Origin of the sequence: Bartonella rattimassiliensis 15908 (assembly GCF_000278215.1) — a bacterium.
GTDB classification, from domain to species: Bacteria; Pseudomonadota; Alphaproteobacteria; order Rhizobiales; family Rhizobiaceae; genus Bartonella; species Bartonella rattimassiliensis.
Map to the genome: position 1 here is coordinate 59,903 of NZ_JH725064.1, position 16,938 is coordinate 76,840.

The 16,938-nt window shown below is 38.5% G+C and carries 12 protein-coding genes, 1 tRNA gene and 2 pseudogenes; 6 read left to right on the forward strand and 9 right to left on the reverse strand.

Annotated elements, in window-relative coordinates; all coding sequences use genetic code 11:
* Positions 1 to 614: 614 nt before the first annotated feature.
* Positions 615 to 1,910: a UDP-N-acetylglucosamine 1-carboxyvinyltransferase gene (murA, locus tag MCY_RS00230; protein ID WP_007346348.1), complete on the reverse strand. Its 1,296-nt coding sequence runs from the start codon at positions 1,908 to 1,910 to the stop codon at positions 615 to 617.
* A 157-nt stretch (positions 1,911 to 2,067) separates the two neighbouring features.
* Positions 2,068 to 2,220 carry a hypothetical protein gene (locus tag MCY_RS09550; protein WP_007346349.1) on the reverse strand — a complete coding sequence of 51 codons (153 nt, stop codon included), beginning with the start codon at positions 2,218 to 2,220 and terminating at the stop codon, positions 2,068 to 2,070.
* A 175-nt stretch (positions 2,221 to 2,395) separates the two neighbouring features.
* Here MCY_RS09550 and MCY_RS00235 point away from each other — a divergent pair.
* Together MCY_RS00235 and MCY_RS09555 are read left to right on the forward strand one after the other, a co-directional pair.
* Positions 2,396 to 2,470 (forward strand) — tRNA-Thr (locus tag MCY_RS00235).
* Positions 2,471 to 4,581: 2,111 nt separating this feature from the next.
* Positions 4,582 to 5,404, forward strand: a pseudogene (locus MCY_RS09555) (tyrosine-type recombinase/integrase); the annotation flags it as partial.
* Positions 5,405 to 6,041: 637 nt separating this feature from the next.
* On the opposite strand, the gene MCY_RS00245 reads toward MCY_RS09555, so the two are convergent.
* From MCY_RS00245 to MCY_RS00265, 4 genes are all read right to left on the reverse strand, one after another.
* Positions 6,042 to 6,803 (reverse strand): lambda exonuclease family protein, encoded by a 762-nt coding sequence (locus tag MCY_RS00245; protein ID WP_007346353.1) that lies wholly within the window; start codon positions 6,801 to 6,803, stop codon positions 6,042 to 6,044.
* A 516-nt stretch (positions 6,804 to 7,319) separates the two neighbouring features.
* Entirely contained in the window at positions 7,320 to 7,508 is a 189-nt protein-coding gene (locus MCY_RS00255; protein ID WP_007346354.1) for a hypothetical protein, read from the reverse strand.
* A 2-nt stretch (positions 7,509 to 7,510) separates the two neighbouring features.
* On the reverse strand, positions 7,511 to 7,900 hold the full coding sequence (locus MCY_RS00260; RefSeq protein WP_007346355.1) for a hypothetical protein: 390 nt from the start codon (positions 7,898 to 7,900) through the stop codon (positions 7,511 to 7,513).
* 312 nt (positions 7,901 to 8,212) lie between these two features.
* Positions 8,213 to 8,530 (reverse strand): helix-turn-helix domain-containing protein, encoded by a 318-nt coding sequence (locus MCY_RS00265; protein WP_007346356.1) that lies wholly within the window; start codon positions 8,528 to 8,530, stop codon positions 8,213 to 8,215.
* Between the two features lie 382 nt (positions 8,531 to 8,912).
* On the opposite strand from MCY_RS00265, the gene MCY_RS00270 reads away from it, so the two are divergent.
* Positions 8,913 to 10,022 carry a YdaU family protein gene (locus tag MCY_RS00270; RefSeq protein WP_007346357.1) on the forward strand — a complete coding sequence of 370 codons (1,110 nt, stop codon included), beginning with the start codon at positions 8,913 to 8,915 and terminating at the stop codon, positions 10,020 to 10,022.
* Here the strand turns inward: MCY_RS00270 and MCY_RS09320 are convergent.
* The gene (locus MCY_RS09320) at positions 9,996 to 10,178 is read right to left on the reverse strand and encodes a hypothetical protein (protein WP_155887035.1); all 183 of its coding nucleotides are present in this window, start codon (positions 10,176 to 10,178) and stop codon (positions 9,996 to 9,998) included. The two genes, MCY_RS00270 and MCY_RS09320, sit on opposite strands and share 27 nt — an antisense overlap.
* Positions 10,179 to 10,438: 260 nt before the next feature.
* On the opposite strand from MCY_RS09320, the gene MCY_RS00280 reads away from it, so the two are divergent.
* Positions 10,439 to 12,364: a toprim domain-containing protein gene (locus tag MCY_RS00280; RefSeq protein WP_007346359.1), complete on the forward strand. Its 1,926-nt coding sequence runs from the start codon at positions 10,439 to 10,441 to the stop codon at positions 12,362 to 12,364.
* 107 nt (positions 12,365 to 12,471) lie between these two features.
* On the opposite strand, the gene MCY_RS09560 is transcribed toward MCY_RS00280, so the two are convergent.
* A complete protein-coding gene (locus MCY_RS09560) occupies positions 12,472 to 12,612 on the reverse strand; it encodes a hypothetical protein (protein ID WP_007346360.1) in 141 nt (46 codons plus the stop codon).
* A 111-nt stretch (positions 12,613 to 12,723) separates the two neighbouring features.
* Here MCY_RS09560 and MCY_RS09565 point away from each other — a divergent pair, with 111 nt between their 5' ends.
* Together MCY_RS09565 and MCY_RS00290 are read left to right on the forward strand one after the other, a co-directional pair.
* A complete protein-coding gene (locus MCY_RS09565) occupies positions 12,724 to 12,948 on the forward strand; it encodes a hypothetical protein (protein ID WP_155887034.1) in 225 nt (74 codons plus the stop codon).
* A gap of 442 nt (positions 12,949 to 13,390) precedes the next feature.
* A complete protein-coding gene (locus tag MCY_RS00290; RefSeq protein ID WP_007346362.1) occupies positions 13,391 to 13,960 on the forward strand; it encodes a hypothetical protein in 570 nt (189 codons plus the stop codon).
* Positions 13,961 to 14,241: 281 nt separating this feature from the next.
* On the opposite strand, the pseudogene MCY_RS00295 reads toward MCY_RS00290, so the two are convergent.
* Positions 14,242 to 14,481: pseudogene (locus tag MCY_RS00295) on the reverse strand (Arm DNA-binding domain-containing protein); the annotation flags it as partial.
* Positions 14,482 to 16,938: the final 2,457 nt, after the last annotated feature.

Here is a 16,938-nt window from a genome sequence, read left to right on the forward strand (position 1 = left end):
TTTTTTAAGATCGTTTAGAACTGAAATGTTGGATGAAATAAACACATTCCCAGAGGTAAAAGAAAACAAGAATGTATGGCTTTAAAATAATCCCGAATTATACATAGAAATATAATCAATATGTTGCATTAATTTTACATCAATCCTCTCTCATTATGTGATGAGATTATTCTCAATAAAACCATCTCTCCCACGCCAATTTTGACATCAAAAAAATCTTTTAAAATTTTAATGCGATAAAAAAGTATTACTAAATATACAGCTCTTGTTTGTAATAAGCACAGTTTCTTAAGTCCCTTATCATAAGCACCATGAATGACACTTAAGACAAAGATCTCAAGCGCCTCCCAAGAGTGAGAACAGCAAAATTTTACACAAAGAAAAAAGCAACGATAAAAGGCATGCTCTTAAAAAAATAGGATCTTACAAAGCTTTTCAGAAAATCATCAAGAACCCACCCTGCAAAATTTTTCACACAAGAGAGCAAACCTTTTAAAAGAACACTGGCAAATCTTGTCCTCCTCCAAGGAGCAACCGAAAAGCATACCGTTCAAGTAGCTTCTCTCAAACACTTTTTCTCCACCTCCACCAATATGGGCCTATTTTTGATAGATTTATGCTGCTAACCGCTGAATTTTAGCGCCACATCGAGCCAATTTTTCTTCTAATCTCTCAAATCCACGATCAAGATGATAGACACGATTGACGATTGTTTTTCCCTTTGCCGCCAATGCAGCAATCACAAGAGAAACAGAAGCGCGCAAATCCGTCGCCATAACAGGTGCCCCTTGCAAATTGTCTGTACCATATACGGTTGCCGTCTGCCCATCGAGCTTTATCTGCGCCCCTAAACGATTGAGTTCTTGAACATGCATAAAACGATTTTCGAAAATAGTTTCTGTAATACGGGCAACACCTAAGCTCCGTGTCATGAGCGCCATAAACTGCGCTTGAAGATCGGTTGGGAAAGCGGGATAAGGTCCTGTTTTAATATCAACGGGCATAATTTTTGTATTCTCTGGATTTCGCTTCACATGAATTCCTTGAGATTCTATTTGAATCTCGAGTCCTGTTTTTTGGAGAACCTGAAGCACTTGAGTGAGATGATTAGGATTTGCATTTTTAAGGAAGACATCTCCTCCCGTCATAGCAACGGCCATTGCATATGTTCCCGCTTCGATTCGATCAGCAATAACGCGTATTCTGGCACCCTTGAGTTTTTTAACTCCTTCAATCGTAAGCGTTTCTGTTCCTTCACCGATTATTTGCGCTCCCATAGCATTTAAGGTTCGAATAAGATTTGTCACTTCTGGTTCACAGGCAACATTTGCCAGAACGGTTGTTCCTTTTGCCATTGTCGCCGCCATAAGCATCACATGTGTTCCACCAACCGTAACTTTAGGAAAACGGTAATGAGCGCCTTTTAATCCTTTTGGAGCTTTTGCATGAACATATCCATTTTCGATAGTAATTTGTGCGCCCAAAGTTTTGAGTCCTTCGAGTATAAAATCGACAGGTCTTGTTCCGATAGCACATCCTCCAGGCAGGGACACATAGGCCTCTGAGCATCGTGCCAGCAGAGGTCCGATAACCCAAAAGCTTGCGCGCATTTTTTTCACCAGTTCGTATGGTGCATGTGTTGTCACTATTTTTTGTGCGGTAAAATGGACTGTCCTTGGATTGACACACTCATCATTAAATTCTTGTCCATCAACAGCATATCCAACACCATGATTATTGAGAATACGAATAAGCAATTCAACATCCGCAAGATGAGGGATATTTTCTAAAGTGAGGGTATCTTGAGTAAGCAACGCCGCAATCATAAGAGGCAATGCAGCATTTTTTGCCCCTGAAATAGGAATTGTTCCCTTAAGTTTTTCTCCACCAATAATTTGAATAGAATCCATTATGTTTTCCCTTTTTTCCTTTGCGCTTACCCTTTCAAAGGTTTAACCCCTTTGGGAAGTCATGATTTATCGAACGTTTAGAACGCATTCTAACTATGAGAACAAATTATTGAGAAGTTTGGTTGCAAAGATACTCTAAAAAACAAAAAAATGTTTTTTAGAGTTCTGATTGCGCTCTTTTTCGACTTTGCTCTTTTCGACGTTTCAAGTTTTGACGCAATTGTTGCGCCAATCTTTCTTGACGTCGTTTTGCTTTTTCGTCTTGCTGTTTCATTTCAGTTTGCTTTTGTTTTTGATGCATTTGTGTCATTGCGCAACCTTTTAAACAGTGTTGAGCTTCTATCCAAGCAACTCATGACCTTAACTATTAAGTGTATAAAAAACGTATGTCATGACATAAGATACGTTTTCTTGCAAGAATATACAAATACTCTCTTGCCTATTTTCTGACAATATGGCACAAAACAGCGCAAAGATTGGAAATGGCTGCGGTAGCTCAGTGGTAGAGCACTCCCTTGGTAAGGGAGAGGTCGAGAGTTCGATCCTCTCTCGCAGCACCATTTTTTTCTTTTTTTGTCGCTTTCCTCTTCTTTACAAGCATCTATCGCCTTCACGAATCCTCTATCATTCTAAAGATCATTGGTTTCACTCGCTTTAATGACGCCCTTAATTTCCAAAACGCTCTGCGCATAAATTTTACAACTGATGCGAACCGCCTATGCAACTAACGCAGGTCCCTACCAGAAGACTTCCCCCTTCTATTGCGCACCAGTATTTTTACTTCATGAATAAGTGTGCCATTGAAACCGATAAGTATCCGCCACTTTTCCAAGCCTAGCTGTATTATCCCCCTTAGCCTTTGAGAGCGTTCATTATAAGCATTTTTTGACTGCTTTTTAAAGACTTATCCCGCTTATGCTATGAAAACAAATGATTTTGTTTTTTTTTTCAAGAGAATAGAGGTTGAGACAATTTCCAAGCTATTTATGATTTTCACTTAAATTAAATAATGGATGATTATTATCAATCAATTGCTAGAATATATTCTATTGATAATCTTTTAAAGCTGCCATCAAAGCCAATAATTTTAAGCTTTACCCCCTTCTCGCCACTCTCAATATATGCCATCTAAGCAATCCTTAGAAAAATTGGTATAAGCTTTGCAACAATCCTGATCTATCTTATTCATCATTGGTCAAAAAAGATCAATTTCCACACGTTTTATTCCTTAATCGTGTATTCATTTTTCCCTATTGCTTGTAAAAATAAAATCAAACAGCGATCAAACAAGTATTTTCTGCGGAACAAGCTATGGCTTGTTTTTTCAAAGAATATTGCTCATTGCCAACTTTATGATCAAAACTCTTTAAGAACTTTAAGCTCCCCTCCTTTAATACACATCATTTTGTCCGATGTACCGCGCCTATTCCCATGCTTCATAGTATCTACCTTTTTGGATTTTAGAGTTTACTCTCTATTTATATTTTCTGCTATCATAAAAATCATCTTTTAGATGATAAAAACCCCGCATATGGGAGGATGAACTTTATCACACCCACATTTATAGACAATACCATCCCTCTCGCCTTTTTCATTAAAGGATGATTTTTTCCATATTTATGATATAAAATTAACATAGAATGGCCCATTTAAGGAGGATCGTTTTAAAAAACTATTTAGATATTCACAAACAATGGCTACCTTCTGTTTAAGAGCTTTATTTTCTTAACGACTATAATGAACATTTTTTTATTTGCTCATCATGCAAAGAGTCAACAACGAGGGAATGATTACGTAAAAACATCTAATCACTTGAAAAATGACCATAAGCATATTAAAAGAAAAGGTGTTCCCAATCTTTGATTGCTGGTATAAGAGTTTCACACCGTATTGCTGAAAGCGAGTAAAAAAGTTGATAAGTTATCACAACCAACCAGAGAAAAAACATTTTTATAAAGTTCAGATCCTAGAATGGACCATAATAGTCCTCATACTAATCACGATAATGTCCATTCCAATCAGCTTATTATGGCGTTTTAAATTTAAAGCATCCGCATGTTTGCTTACAATTACGACCCTTTTCATTTGCGCAGTACTAATTCTCACTGAAATTTAAACAATTACATCACTTTTTGCAAAATACTTCTGAAAAATATTCATTATGATTTGCCATGAATTGACGAAAAACAAAAAAGACGTGAAAATTACCCTTTTGCCCCTGCCCTCCTTTTACAAGGGAGCGATCCGTTTTCTTGCAGCGCCGTTATTTCCAATATCTATGAGATCTTTCCCGCAATGAATTCATAAAGACGTCATAGCATTTGCTCTTTGCTAACAAGATACTGTAAAGAGATAAAAAGATTCTACGGTCATAGAGGCATTAGATTTTTTTCACCCTCCTATTTAAGCTTATTTGAATTTAAATTTTTTGAAAGATCATCACCAATTGCATGTAACAAACTCAAGCCATTTACTCCTTTCCTTCTTATCAGAAGACAATATACTGATTTATAATGATAATTTAGCGTTATTCTTATTGAATGAGAGTCCCGAATAACGTAAGATTCTCTCATTTCAAAGCTGTGTATGTCAAATCAATCACAATCATTCGCTTGCACATCACAAGCGGAGTTGGCGTATGGATAAAAACTGTAGAAGAAAGAATTTAAAAATGGCTCTTATGAACCGTCTTAATGCAAGATCTGTCGCAAATTGGGGGCTGGCAAATATAATGATGGTACTGGCTTTTACTTCACAAGCATAAAGATGGTGGTGCTCAATGGCTTTATCGTTATACCCTTCACGGACGTCGTCGTGAAATGGGCTTGGGTGCATTAAGAGATGTCTCTTTAAAACAAGCTCGTGAAACTGCAACAAAATGGCGCTCAATTCTACGTGAAGGGCGTGCCCCCTATTGAAGAACGCAATAAACAAAAGCGTGAGACAATAAGCAATCTCCATTATTTAAAAGATATTGCTTGAGAGGCTTTTGAAAGTCGTAAAGTTGAACTAAAAGGAGATGGTAAAAATGAATTCTGGTTTTCACCTTTACAACTTTATATTCTTCCCCAATTAGGCTGTTTGCCCGTTTCTGAGATTACACAAACAGAGATACGCAAGACCCTTGCCCTTATTTGGCATGCAAAAGCTGGAACTGCTTATAGAGCTTTTAATCGTCTTATGCCTTAGGTTTTGATGTTGATTTACAGACAACAGAAAAAGCCCACGCGCTCTTAGACAAACAACGTTACAAAACCACTAATAGACCAGCCATGGATTGGAAAGATGTATCTGCCTTTTATAAAATACTTTGCCAAACAACAGCTGTAATACAACTGGCTTTGCGTTTGCTTATTCTGACAGGCGTTTGTAGCACTCCTTTGCGTCATATTCGTGAAGATCAAGTTGAGGATGATATATGGACAATCCTTTCTGAAAATATGAGAGGTCGACGTGATACTACAAAAGAGCTTCGTGTACTTTTATCAAAAGATGATAGCTTTTCGTCATCAAGAGCATTTGGCAAGCCTTTGATTTCATAGGTCATTGTTTTTTTTATCCTTAAATAATTTTATGTATCCTCTTCTTTTTTTAAGTACCCCCTTTGTCACGACACTTGTCTTTCATATTAACCGAATGGATTTTTTTCTCTAGGTTAAGCTTAAGCGCTTTCCACGCCCACTTACCAATTTATCGATCAATTTAAGTATCTTTTTCCATGAAATATCTCCTTAAAGTTTTTCTTATCGTTTTTTCGATTACTCGATAATATATTTATTGATTAATGAGCCTATATGGTTATTTTTCTTGCCTAAGAATTCGGAATAAAGCGAGCGAACATTTTCACAATCTCTATTCTATTGTAACCACTCAAAACCATTTGTTTATGCACCACGAAGTGGATTGAGCATGCCAACAAAAGAACATTCAAAAAAAGGAAGAACAACTCTTATGCCCCATGCGTCATACCTATCGTTTTCTTCAACAATGTCTTCTTGTTTTTCATCTCGTGTTCAACCAGCCTCGGACCAACGTTTTTTCTCAAGAAGCTTTCACAGCCATGCCAATCTCCCCTGCTTACGCCCTTTTCCAGCACACGCTAGGCTCTTTTCCCCACCTGTTTTTGCTTTTCTATAGCGTTTTACCCTTACGCACATCTGATTCTCTTTTTCCTTTCCGCCTTATCGTCATTTTCCTCTCGATGCTAGTCTTTTCGTTCATGCGAAGCATTCTGCCTTCCCCCTCCTTTCGAGCAATTTCTGTTCTTATACTAAACCCTGTCTCAACATATTTAATTTTCTGTACTATCTTTTCCAAAGCCTCATTAAAATGGTTAATTTCATTTTCAAGTTTTCTGATATAAAGTTCATCACGATAAGCCCGTTTAATCAAAGGTGGCATATCGGGCCAATAGAGCATTAAATCCACCCATTCGCGCTGAGCGATCCATAACCCTCCTTGACATTGTGCTTTATGTTCTGCTGGAAAGCCCTTTTGAATGAAATGAGGAATCAAAATTTCAGGTTTTTTTGTTTTAATTTCTAACAATCCATTTTTTCCCACAAAAGCATCGGGGGAAAATCCTTTCATGCGATCATCTGCTAAAACAAAGCCAATACGTTCAGGTTCTGTCTGTGTAAGTTTTCCATAAAACTGTCGTGCGCTTGGTTCTAATTCTGTTCCCCGTCGCATAGCAAGCGTTGTCCCTTCATCAACGGTTTTTCCAGTAATTCTCTCTCCTGCCAGTTTCATCATCACACTATGATATCGTGATGTTTTTTGCCCCTGTTTTTTTTGTGCCATAACGATCTCGAACAAAGAAGCTGTAATCAAACCATTACGCATTTTCTGCCATTCTTCTGTTCCCTGCATACAATCAATAATGATTGGCATATTTTTTCTCCCCCTTATCTTTAAGGTACTTTTTTGCACCATATTCTTTTTGAAACATTCATCCTTTTTAAGCTGTATCCCCGAGGACAAAGGACGCCAACATCCTCAAATATTGTTCCGCTACTAAAAAACCAAGAAGTTTTGGTAACGCTCTTTCAACATACTGCTAGCATTTTTTCATACCCTGCAGCACCCAGCTAACCACAAAAACCGCTGCTTCTCCATCTTTCTCACAAAAAACCTTCTCCCTGTCTCACATCTCTTTCCCCATTACTCTCCTGCTAAACCAGTTCCCTTCCAACATTTTCCTCAACAAGCGCTTATTTTCTTTTTCCCGACCAGCCAAATCCCTTCCTAGCGCCAGTCTCCCAGCTACCAGCCTATGACTCCCTGACACAGCCTCCATCCAACAGTACTCATTCCATAGCATGAAAGCATAATGCGCCCCCTTCCCACCCTCATAAAAAATCACTTATCGGTTGTGGATATATCCTTTTTCAATTCTGTTTAAGTCTGCTATTGTACAACGACAAAATTATAGCAGAGATATTTTTCTGCTAATTTTTTTGCCATACCCTCAGCAGCTTCTTGCGATATGAAAAGAATAGCATTGTGTTTTTGTGGTTCGAGTCTGATTAAATTCCGAGTATTTCCAGCATAATAAAGTGGAAACCCTTGATAAAAAGTCTTGAGATAACTTGGCATGATTACCACCAATAATCTGACAAGACATCACAGGGGCGTAAACGATGCTGATTTTCGTAAGAGCCATAGAGATTATCTTCATAATCGCGTGCTCTTCTTTCATCTAAACAGGTATGATAGGCTTCACTATTCAAAATAAAGGGCTGCAATTGTGTATTTTCTTCATTTATTTCGTAATTTTCCGTATAAAAATCAGCGATTTGTTCCGTAACATCTTCAGCATGATTTGTTGTAAGATCGAGTCGCAAAACTTTATAAACAGTTTCAGATTCTTCAATCAGTTCGAGCACTTCTTCTATTTCGTCTATTGGTCCTTCATAGATATCAGGCTTTTCGTCTTCGCAAAGTATGATTATAATTTCATCCTCTTTAACGAATGCAATATTTTTCATGATTTTCCCCCTTTAGATAGTTAAAAAATATAGCTTTGTCTTGACAAGGCCAAATATAGCGTTAGTCTTATCTCCTCTATAGGAGAGATGTCAATCATTTTATCCTTCATAAAAGATATATTTTAAATCTTTGCGGGGTTCAAATGATATATGCCCATAACCATCGATTGTTCTTAGTTTCCCTCATGTTCTTTTGTTGTTCTCTATTTGTTCTTATTTAATTGCAATTATAAACACACAGGAGAGATAAAATGAGTGATATAATATTAATAGAATATTGGAATCGCCTTGATTCAAAAACACAGAAGGAACTTATTTTAAAGCTTCGTCAACAGGTCGCCGCAAAAGAGTCAAAATTGCCTGTCTCTCTTCCGAAGAAAGTTCTGAAATAAGCTCTATGAATTCTTTATCTTCAGGACTAGCTCCCTTACCGTAAAGAATATAATTCATACTGATATTAATTTCGTGACAAATTCGCGAGAGAGATTCGATTGTTGGATCTTTTCCTTCAGAAAGGATAGAATGAAGGTACCCAGCACCTTTACCGGCAGCGAGGGATATAGATCTTTTTGATCTTCCACTTTTTTCCACAGCGGTTTTTAATCTTTGACGCCAACCATCGATATTCATAGTTTCACCATATAGCGCGTCTTAAAAAAAAACACGTCCTTTTTGTAAAATGGACTTGCATTATCCTCTAAAAAGGATAAAATTAAAGGAACAAATTTTACTTTTTAGGGGGATTTTTTTCATTTTTGACTCATAAAAACACTTTAACCACCGATACAAAAGGCTCTCTTACAGAACTGATGCATTGAGAATGTTTTGTATTTTGTCATTTTTTTCATTTAAGCAATTACAAATTGTAATTTTTCATCCCTTATTCTTCGGGCACAGCCAACCATTTGCCTCTACTTTGATTACACTGAAGCAAATTCAACCTAAGCTAACTGGCTATTTATGCTTTTATTGTCCATGAAAAGCTATAAAAAACAAGAAAGTCCATTCCAGTATGAAAAACGCTAATCAACAAGAAACTCCTCACTATGAATCTTCTAGGCTTCCTTATGTTTGTTGGTATCAAAATGATTTTCTAGGCGGCGTTCGTGGCATGCGTGCACACGAGATTGGAATTTATACGATTCTTCTCAATGAAATGTATGCACGTGGACGTCCTCTTGAAATATCGGAAGAACGTTTAGCGCGTCTTTGCGGTTGTGACAAGCGAACTTTTGTCAATGTTTTATCCATGCTGATCCAAGAGGGTAAGATTTTAAATTTAGCCAATGGCTTATGGAACAAGCGTTGCGAAAATGTTTTTCAAGAGCGTGAAAAATTGCTTGAGCAAAAATCCTTTGCGGGACGCTCTTCGGCAAAAAAGCGTAAGAAAATCAATGTCGAGATTCAACAAATGTTGAACGAGAAGCAAAAAGGTGTTGAACAAAGCTTAGAAGCTCAAAAGGCAGAAGGAGAAGAAGAAAATGAAACACCTTACGGTGTTTCAGAAAAGAAAGTTTTATTTCATGAAACAGAATCTTGTTTTTCCTGCGAATCCAGTTTTGAGCAAAGGGACCATCGCTCCTCCACTTCGTCTGTTGGTTCACCACTCCTTTTCTCTACGCCAAGTGCGGAATCGGCTTTTCAAGAAAATTTTTCTTCTTCCTTAAAGGCTTGTCGATCTGAGTTTACCTCTCCTTCTGTTGCGCCTCCTTCCCCTATCACCCAACTTGTCCTGCAGGAAAAAACGAAATCCGCTTGTGCTCTTTCGCCCTCCACCTTACCTGCCTGCGTCTCACCTTCATGCACAAAAAAAACCCTGATCTCATCGCTTATCAAAGGACATCGGCTTCCTGAAGATTGGCAAGCAGACATCAATGCGGCGGTTTCAGAAGGTTTGAGTGAGAGTCAAGCCCATTGGCAAGCCAAGAAGTTTCGTGACTACTGGCAAGCCAAGAGTGGCAAAGAATCTCTCAAAGCAGACTGGCAAGCCACATGGCGCAACTGGTTTCGCCGTGAGATCGAACGGCTAGAACAGCAAAAACATGGGGACTCCTCATCTTTGATCTCTAAGCACAACGACACTCTTTACCGCAGTCTAATCAACTATAACGGCGATTTTTGACATTACACACCCAAGGTATTTTTCAAGCAGATAAGCGGTGGAAAAATGTTTCAAAACTGTAAAAAAAGCACTATCGGACAAAACGATAAGGTGCAAAACAACAATTTGATAGTCAATTTTCACAGCAAAACGTATCCACATCTGACTTTTCCTCATAAAAGCACTCTCTTCACGCAGTACAGGCTCTCAACAATCACCTTTGCCTATGGCCTTTTTTGCCACAGGACAGCGTTTTCCATGCATGGCAGATATCGGCATGGCAGTGTTAGAAACTTTCATTAAAGGACAGGAACACAGCAAAGAAATTTCTAGATCACAAGGGATTTTCCATAAGATTGAACGACGAGAACCACGAAAACAGTATCCTCACTTTTCCCACTTGAAAAAACAGTAACATATTCACCCAACGAAGAACCATGAGTACAATTTTTGAGATAAAACAAAAGCTTACCTCACAAGCAGATACGATAGCAGAAATGCTTCTTCCTCAGGGGCGCAAACGAGGGAACAATTGGATTGTAGGTAACATACGCGGTGAAGTTGGTCAAAGTTTATCGGTATGCTTGAGCGGCAATAAAGCAGGCCTTTGGTATGATTTTGCAGAAGGCATTGGAGGAGATCTTTTAGATCTTTGGTGTGAAGTTAAAGGCATTAGCCTTTCTCAAGCCTTAGAAGAAGCACGCGCTGTTCTCAATCTGACACGCCCCAAACCTTTTATGGCGCCCCATCGTTCCTATCGTCGTCCACCAGTTCCCACAGGGTGCTCTCCGCAAAATCTCGTCAAAATCTATCTTCACCAAGAGCGCCACATTCCTCTAGAAATTATAAAGCGTTACCGCATAGGAGAAGATGGTAAAAAAATCATTTTCCCTTTTTATAAACCCGACGGCACTCTTGCTTTAGTCAAAGAACGACTTGCCCAAGCGGGAGCAAAAACAAAACCTACAGCAGCACATTGTGAACCGATTTTATTTGGTTGGCAAGCCATTTTTTCCTCACCCCACACCGCCACTCAAGCAGCACAACCCACACCCTCACCCCACACCGCCACTCATATCCCACAGCAAGGGTTCTCGATGGAGCACACATCTTTCCCCACTTTTTCTTCCACAAACCGTACACTTGTCATCACCGAAGGAGAAATTGATGCACTTTCCTTAGCCGCCTATGGATATCCGGCGGTCTCTGTACCCTTTGGAGGAGGAAGTGGAAGCAAACACAACTGGATTGAAAATGAATTTGATCATTTAGAAACTTTTGAAACGATTTTTTTAGCAACCGATATGGACAAGCCTGGTGAAGAAGCTGCCCATGAGATTGCCAGCAGGCTTGGTCGTCATCGCTGCTACCGTGTACTTTTACCCCTTAAAGATGCCAATGACTGTTTAACGGCTGGTATTGATAGAGCCACCATACAATCTGCCTTTTCCTCAGCAAAAAGCTTTGCACCAGAAGGCTTACGGCGCGCTTCAGATTATAAAGACAAAGTCATGAAACTTTTTTGGCCAGAACCTGAACAACATATTGGCTATACAGTTCCCTATCCTAAACTGAATGGCAAATTACATTTTCGCCCGGCAGAGTTAACCCTTTGGAGTGGCGCCAGTGGTGCTGGAAAAAGCCAATTGTTATCAGACTGTATTCCCCATTGGATTGCACAAAAGAGTCGCCTTTGCTTAGCCTCTTTAGAGATGAAAGGAGAACAATCCTTACGCCGTTTAACCAAACAAACTGGGGGTTTAGAACAACCTACAAGAGAGATGATTGAACAGATTCTTCATTTTTTAGACGATGGCCTTATTCTTTATGAACATGTTGGCAAATCGAGCGTTGACACTTTACTTGATGTCTTTGACTATTGCCGGGCACGCTATGGCTGCGATCAATTTATCATCGACAGTCTCATGCGGCTTGGCATTGCCTCTGACGATTATGCGAAACAAGAACAAGCGGTTTATAAAATGGTTGATTGGGCTGTTTTAAACGGGGTGCATATTCATCTTGTTGCCCATGCCCGCAAAGGAGGATTAGATAAGGATATTCCTGGCACAGAAGATATAAAAGGCGCCTCAGAGATTGGCGCCAATGCCTTTAACATCATCACTGTTTGGCGCAACCGCTCGCTAGAAGATAAAATCTTTGCCGCCTCATTGCAAGAAGAAAAAGCAGATTTAGCCAAACGCCCCGGCGTCATTATGAATATTGCCAAGCAACGTTCGGGTGATTTTGAGGGGAAAATAGGACTTTGGTTTGATCCTCGAACCTATCGCTATCGCTGTTCTTTTGAACACTCATTAACGCTACGACGTTATCTGGAACGCCCGCTAACACTACTTTTCTGAAGAGTCCCTACCGGATTAAACCAACCCATCTAGCGCCCTCATCAAGAAAAACAGCTATCAATCCCCTACTGACGGCCTCCCCAATCCTTCTAAACCTAAAGCCAGCTCTACACCCATATAGGCAAAACCGAAAACCACCCCCCACAATGAAAAACAACACAAACCAATTCAACAGCCACAATGATCTCTCCCCAACCATATCTCTTGGCTCTTATACCAGCAAACTCAACAGCAAACACGAACTCCATTAAGAATATCTCTATTATACTCATACATATAGTAGCAATGGCGCAAAACATCCCATGTTCGAGACCACAAAGCAACTTTCCCTCCGCTCTGTACCCACATGGGCAAAACCAATGGCAGATCCAACAATGCAACAAACACCGTTCCTATCAAGAACAATCCCCACAGTACATCCGAACGGACTACTCCCAAAAGACAATCAAACATCCTTTCCTTCAAAAACACGCCTCATGAGACAAATCCTCCTCCTTCCACCAAAAACGATCCCAACAGAAAATACCAAACCTTTTCAAAGAATTAAAACAGAAACCCGCAACGCTTTTTCCCAAGACAAATAAGCCCAATGACAAGGCCTAAAAGGATGCAAAACACCCATTATTTAAGAACCAAAGCCAGCTCTACGCGATGTGTTCAGCAACCGTATAAACAAAACTAAAACCCCAACCAATAAAGCCTCCAAACACTATTCTCTTAAAAAATTGTTTCCTTGTACCCCTCAAATACCTCGTTCCCACATTCAGTAGAAATTAAAGACCCCAGATGCAGAACAACACCAACTACGGCAAAAACCACAAATTACGTCCCATGCATATTCCTTACAACAACAAAAACCAAGCTAACACTCTAATGCAGCAAAACACCAGTCTTTTCAAGAAGCAAATCCAAGTCCTCTCCCCACACGCCACCATATCCTTGCCATGCATCTACACTCCATAGAGCAAGCAACATTTAAATTTCTTTGAAACAGAAAACCAAACGATCATTTTTTAAGGAGATGATATGAACGACAAAGAGAAAAAAAATACACAAATCTACTCTCTTGATCATCAAGAAAAAGAAAAGCATATTGGTCATTTAAAAACGCAAGAAATTCCAATTGAAACGAGCAATCCTTATTTTCAACCCGCTCATCCAGAAAGCTCCAGCAACCGCCGCACCATAAAAGCCATTGTCAATGTCCAAAGCCGTCCCATTGCACTTTTATATGCGAAAGGACATATTAGTAAGACACAATATAGAGCAGCCGAACGTTTTTATTTTTACTGGCGTCAAAGTCAGGCCGATCTCCACACGAGTCTTGACTACAGTCGTGAAAAGATTTCCTGTAACCAAGATTACACCTTCCCCATTGAACGCCAAATAGAAGCATCCGATCAATTAAAAACAGTTAAAATTCAACTTGGTATTCTAGGCTATTCACTGCTTGAGCAGGTTATTGGCCATGGACAAGGGATAAAAGAACTAAGTTCTTCAAAACGCAAACAAAACTCCCTTGCCGATCATTTACGCGATTGTTTAGACTTGTTAGCATTTCATTGGGGATATGCAAACCATAAACATTCTGAATAATTTTTTTCATCCTTCAGGGCAACATCCTCTGCTGCCCACCTTCTCCTGAATGAGAATTCTTAACCTCACACCCGTCCTTCTTCTTCCCCCGACGAGCTCAACCATTCACCTCCTATCAAATACATACTCTCAAGCAACACCCCTCAAAAGCACTGTCTTCCATAAAACTAACTCCACGCCAATCCCCCTCTTCTACATCAGTCTATCACCATGAGAAGCTTTTAAATAGATTCGCTTTTGTCTTTTAAATAATGGAGATTGTTTATTGCTTCACGCTTTTATTTATTGCGTTCTTTAATGGGGTCACGACCTTCACGTAAAACCGAACGCCACCCAGTTGCTAATTCACGGGCTTTTTTTTAAGAGACATCTCTCAAGACACCCAATCCCATTTCACGACGGGGCCTGTGAAGAATATAACGATAAATCCATTGAGCACCACCATCTTTACGCTTATGGAGAAGCCAGCCAGTCCCATCATTATGTTTGCCAGCCCCCAATATTGCCAATAACCTTTGCATTAAGGGTTCATAAGAGCCCTTTTTTATACAAATTTGATCCACACGCTAATCCTGCTTGTAACGTGCAAGCGCATGGTTTTGATTGATTAAACAGATTTGAAATGAAAGAATCTGACGATATTCGGGGGTCTAATTCAAGTTGAATAACGATAAATTATCATTATAAATCAATATATTGAAGAGGATATTTTGTTCAATCATTTATCCAAGATAGTTGCATGCATTATCACATCTTGAAATACAAATTAATTGATGTCGAATTCAGAATAAGCACTCAATTAAAAATAAGTATTCATTAAGTTTTAATACACAAATAGCAAAATTTTATTTTGTATAAAAAGTATTTTTTATATTGCTCCCTTTTCAATTCTCTGCTAGTTGTGGATTTGTAATCTTTAGTTAATGCGCTTTTTAAAGCTTGTTTTTTTGGACGTTTTTTACGGTTCAATGTTGAAAGTTCTCTTAAGGTTTTAAGCCCTCTGTAATATCAGAGGACTTTTTTTATAGCTGTATTGTCTTCGATCAATCCCTTCTTAAACTTTGTTATATTCTTCCATAAGATCCACCTGTCAATAAAATCGCCTTGTGTCTCCTCCTCAAAAGATGAAGATTCTTAACCCACTCTGTTCTACCCGCAGCTTGGATACGAAAGCTCTTAGCTTTCTACTTTCTCTTGATTTTCCACACATAGACCTCAAATGAATTTAAGACATAGCCCCCAAGCCCTATCATAAATAGTCAATATCTTTAATTTACCATTAAAATCATCGCTTTTTTTAACATAAATCAGAACCGCCAATATCGTAAGATTCTTTCATTTCAACTCTACTTTATGTTGAATTAATCAAAACCATTCCCCTGCATACTAGCAGGTAAGAAAGACATATAGGATAAAATACTTCAAAGATAAAGAATCGCAACGCTTCTCATAAAAACTCCCAAGTTTCAAGAGCTGTCATTACATTAGGGGCTCGAATAGTATGATGGTGCTAACTTCTCTTTAAGATTTTACAGAAGAGATTATCTCTTTCACAAGAGCTTTTTCCGTTATTCCGTTCACCAACCTCATTATAAGATGTAAAAACACTATGTTTCTTTAAAAGAAATACGTAAATGTACAACACAAGTCTATTTTTTTTGGAACATTCTGTTTTCCATTAAGAACATCACCCATTAAAAAACGAAAGCCCCATTAGAAATAACCTAATGCCTAAGGCAATGCATAATCTCCACTCAGATATTACTCTTTAACAGCCAAAACGAATAAAAAATAAATAGGAAAAATGAAGCAATGTTTCATTCATAACACTTCATATCTTTCCTATTCTTCCGAAATCCGTTAATCTTCTTGCTTTCCAAAAGATAACGTGCAATACTCACCCCACCTTTTTACGATACCTCCTCCACATCACCTCAACAACAACACTAGAGTATAACGATAAAGCCCCCATGAAAAACATAAAACTTCATGGAGAACATAAAATAATTTATAAACTTCCTATTTTTACGCTTACTATTAAAGAGCAAACTGGTAACATCACACACTTTGCTAACTCTGAACTAACTTTGGGCATTGAGACACTTTCGGGTATTCGATAAGCTCTTAACACTTAAGAGCGTTCATAAGAAGCATTGCGATTCTTTGTTTGAGGTATTTTCTCCCATGCCAGCCACACTTATGACATATTAAAGTACGCTTTTGATGACTTTAACATACAATAGGTGTGGAATGAAAGAGATTTACAATCTTCAGTCCTCTTATTCAACATGCAAATGATTTATTATCATTATAAATCAATGTATTATCTGCCTTAAAGACAACTCGCCCAATCTATACAACATCCCCCTTTTCTAAGATTGCTTAAGAAACCAAAAATTGATATAACTTACCTTCATAATTTATTTTAATTGTATTATAAAGTATTATTCTTTGAAGGCAGCGTTGAAATAATTAAAATAATCAAAGTATTTCACCAAGACCATTGGCCAAATAGCAAAACAAACTGTAGGAAAACGCATTACAAATCTTGCACCAATAAAAAATCAAAAAAAAAACAAGAAAAAAGCATAAAAATATCTTAATTTTCGTAGATCTTCTAACATCTTTTGCAATTGCCCTGACGAACAAGCCTTATCGTATAATCATTTCAGGTATTGAGGATACAGAATGAATATCCAGAGAGAGTGCTATAATCGTTAGCATAAAGTAAAAGAATAAACCTCTTGGCTATCTCTATTTTTAATAGAATATGCCTTTCCTATGGATGCACTCATACCCTAAAAAGTGCATCCTTCTCTTCATGGAGTGCATCCCACCTTCATAGGATGCCTCCAACCTATAGAGGATGCACTCATACCCTAAAAGGTGCATCCTTCTCTTCACGGAGTGCATCCCACCTTCATAGGATGCCTCCAACCTATAGAGGATGCACTCATACCCTAAAAGGTGCATCCTTC

Bases quoted from the DNA above. Each gene is read 5' to 3' on its own strand.
- MCY_RS09560 (WP_007346360.1), bottom strand. From the start codon at position 12,612: ATGGAGTTCGTGTTTGCTGTTGAGTTTGCTGGTATAAGAGCCAAGAGA.
- MCY_RS00280 (WP_007346359.1), top strand. From the start codon at position 10,439: ATGAGTACAATTTTTGAGATAAAACAAAAGCTTACCTCACAAGCAGAT.
- MCY_RS00265 (WP_007346356.1), bottom strand. From the start codon at position 8,530: ATGAATATCGATGGTTGGCGTCAAAGATTAAAAACCGCTGTGGAAAAA.
- MCY_RS09550 (WP_007346349.1), bottom strand. From the start codon at position 2,220: ATGACACAAATGCATCAAAAACAAAAGCAAACTGAAATGAAACAGCAA.
- murA (WP_007346348.1), bottom strand. From the start codon at position 1,910: ATGGATTCTATTCAAATTATTGGTGGAGAAAAACTTAAGGGAACAATT.
- MCY_RS00255 (WP_007346354.1), bottom strand. From the start codon at position 7,508: ATGCCAAGTTATCTCAAGACTTTTTATCAAGGGTTTCCACTTTATTAT.
- MCY_RS00290 (WP_007346362.1), top strand. From the start codon at position 13,391: ATGAACGACAAAGAGAAAAAAAATACACAAATCTACTCTCTTGATCAT.
- MCY_RS09565 (WP_155887034.1), top strand. From the start codon at position 12,724: ATGGCAGATCCAACAATGCAACAAACACCGTTCCTATCAAGAACAATC.
- MCY_RS09320 (WP_155887035.1), bottom strand. From the start codon at position 10,178: ATGAGGAAAAGTCAGATGTGGATACGTTTTGCTGTGAAAATTGACTAT.
- MCY_RS00260 (WP_007346355.1), bottom strand. From the start codon at position 7,900: ATGAAAAATATTGCATTCGTTAAAGAGGATGAAATTATAATCATACTT.
- MCY_RS00270 (WP_007346357.1), top strand. From the start codon at position 8,913: ATGAAAAACGCTAATCAACAAGAAACTCCTCACTATGAATCTTCTAGG.
- MCY_RS00245 (WP_007346353.1), bottom strand. From the start codon at position 6,803: ATGCCAATCATTATTGATTGTATGCAGGGAACAGAAGAATGGCAGAAA.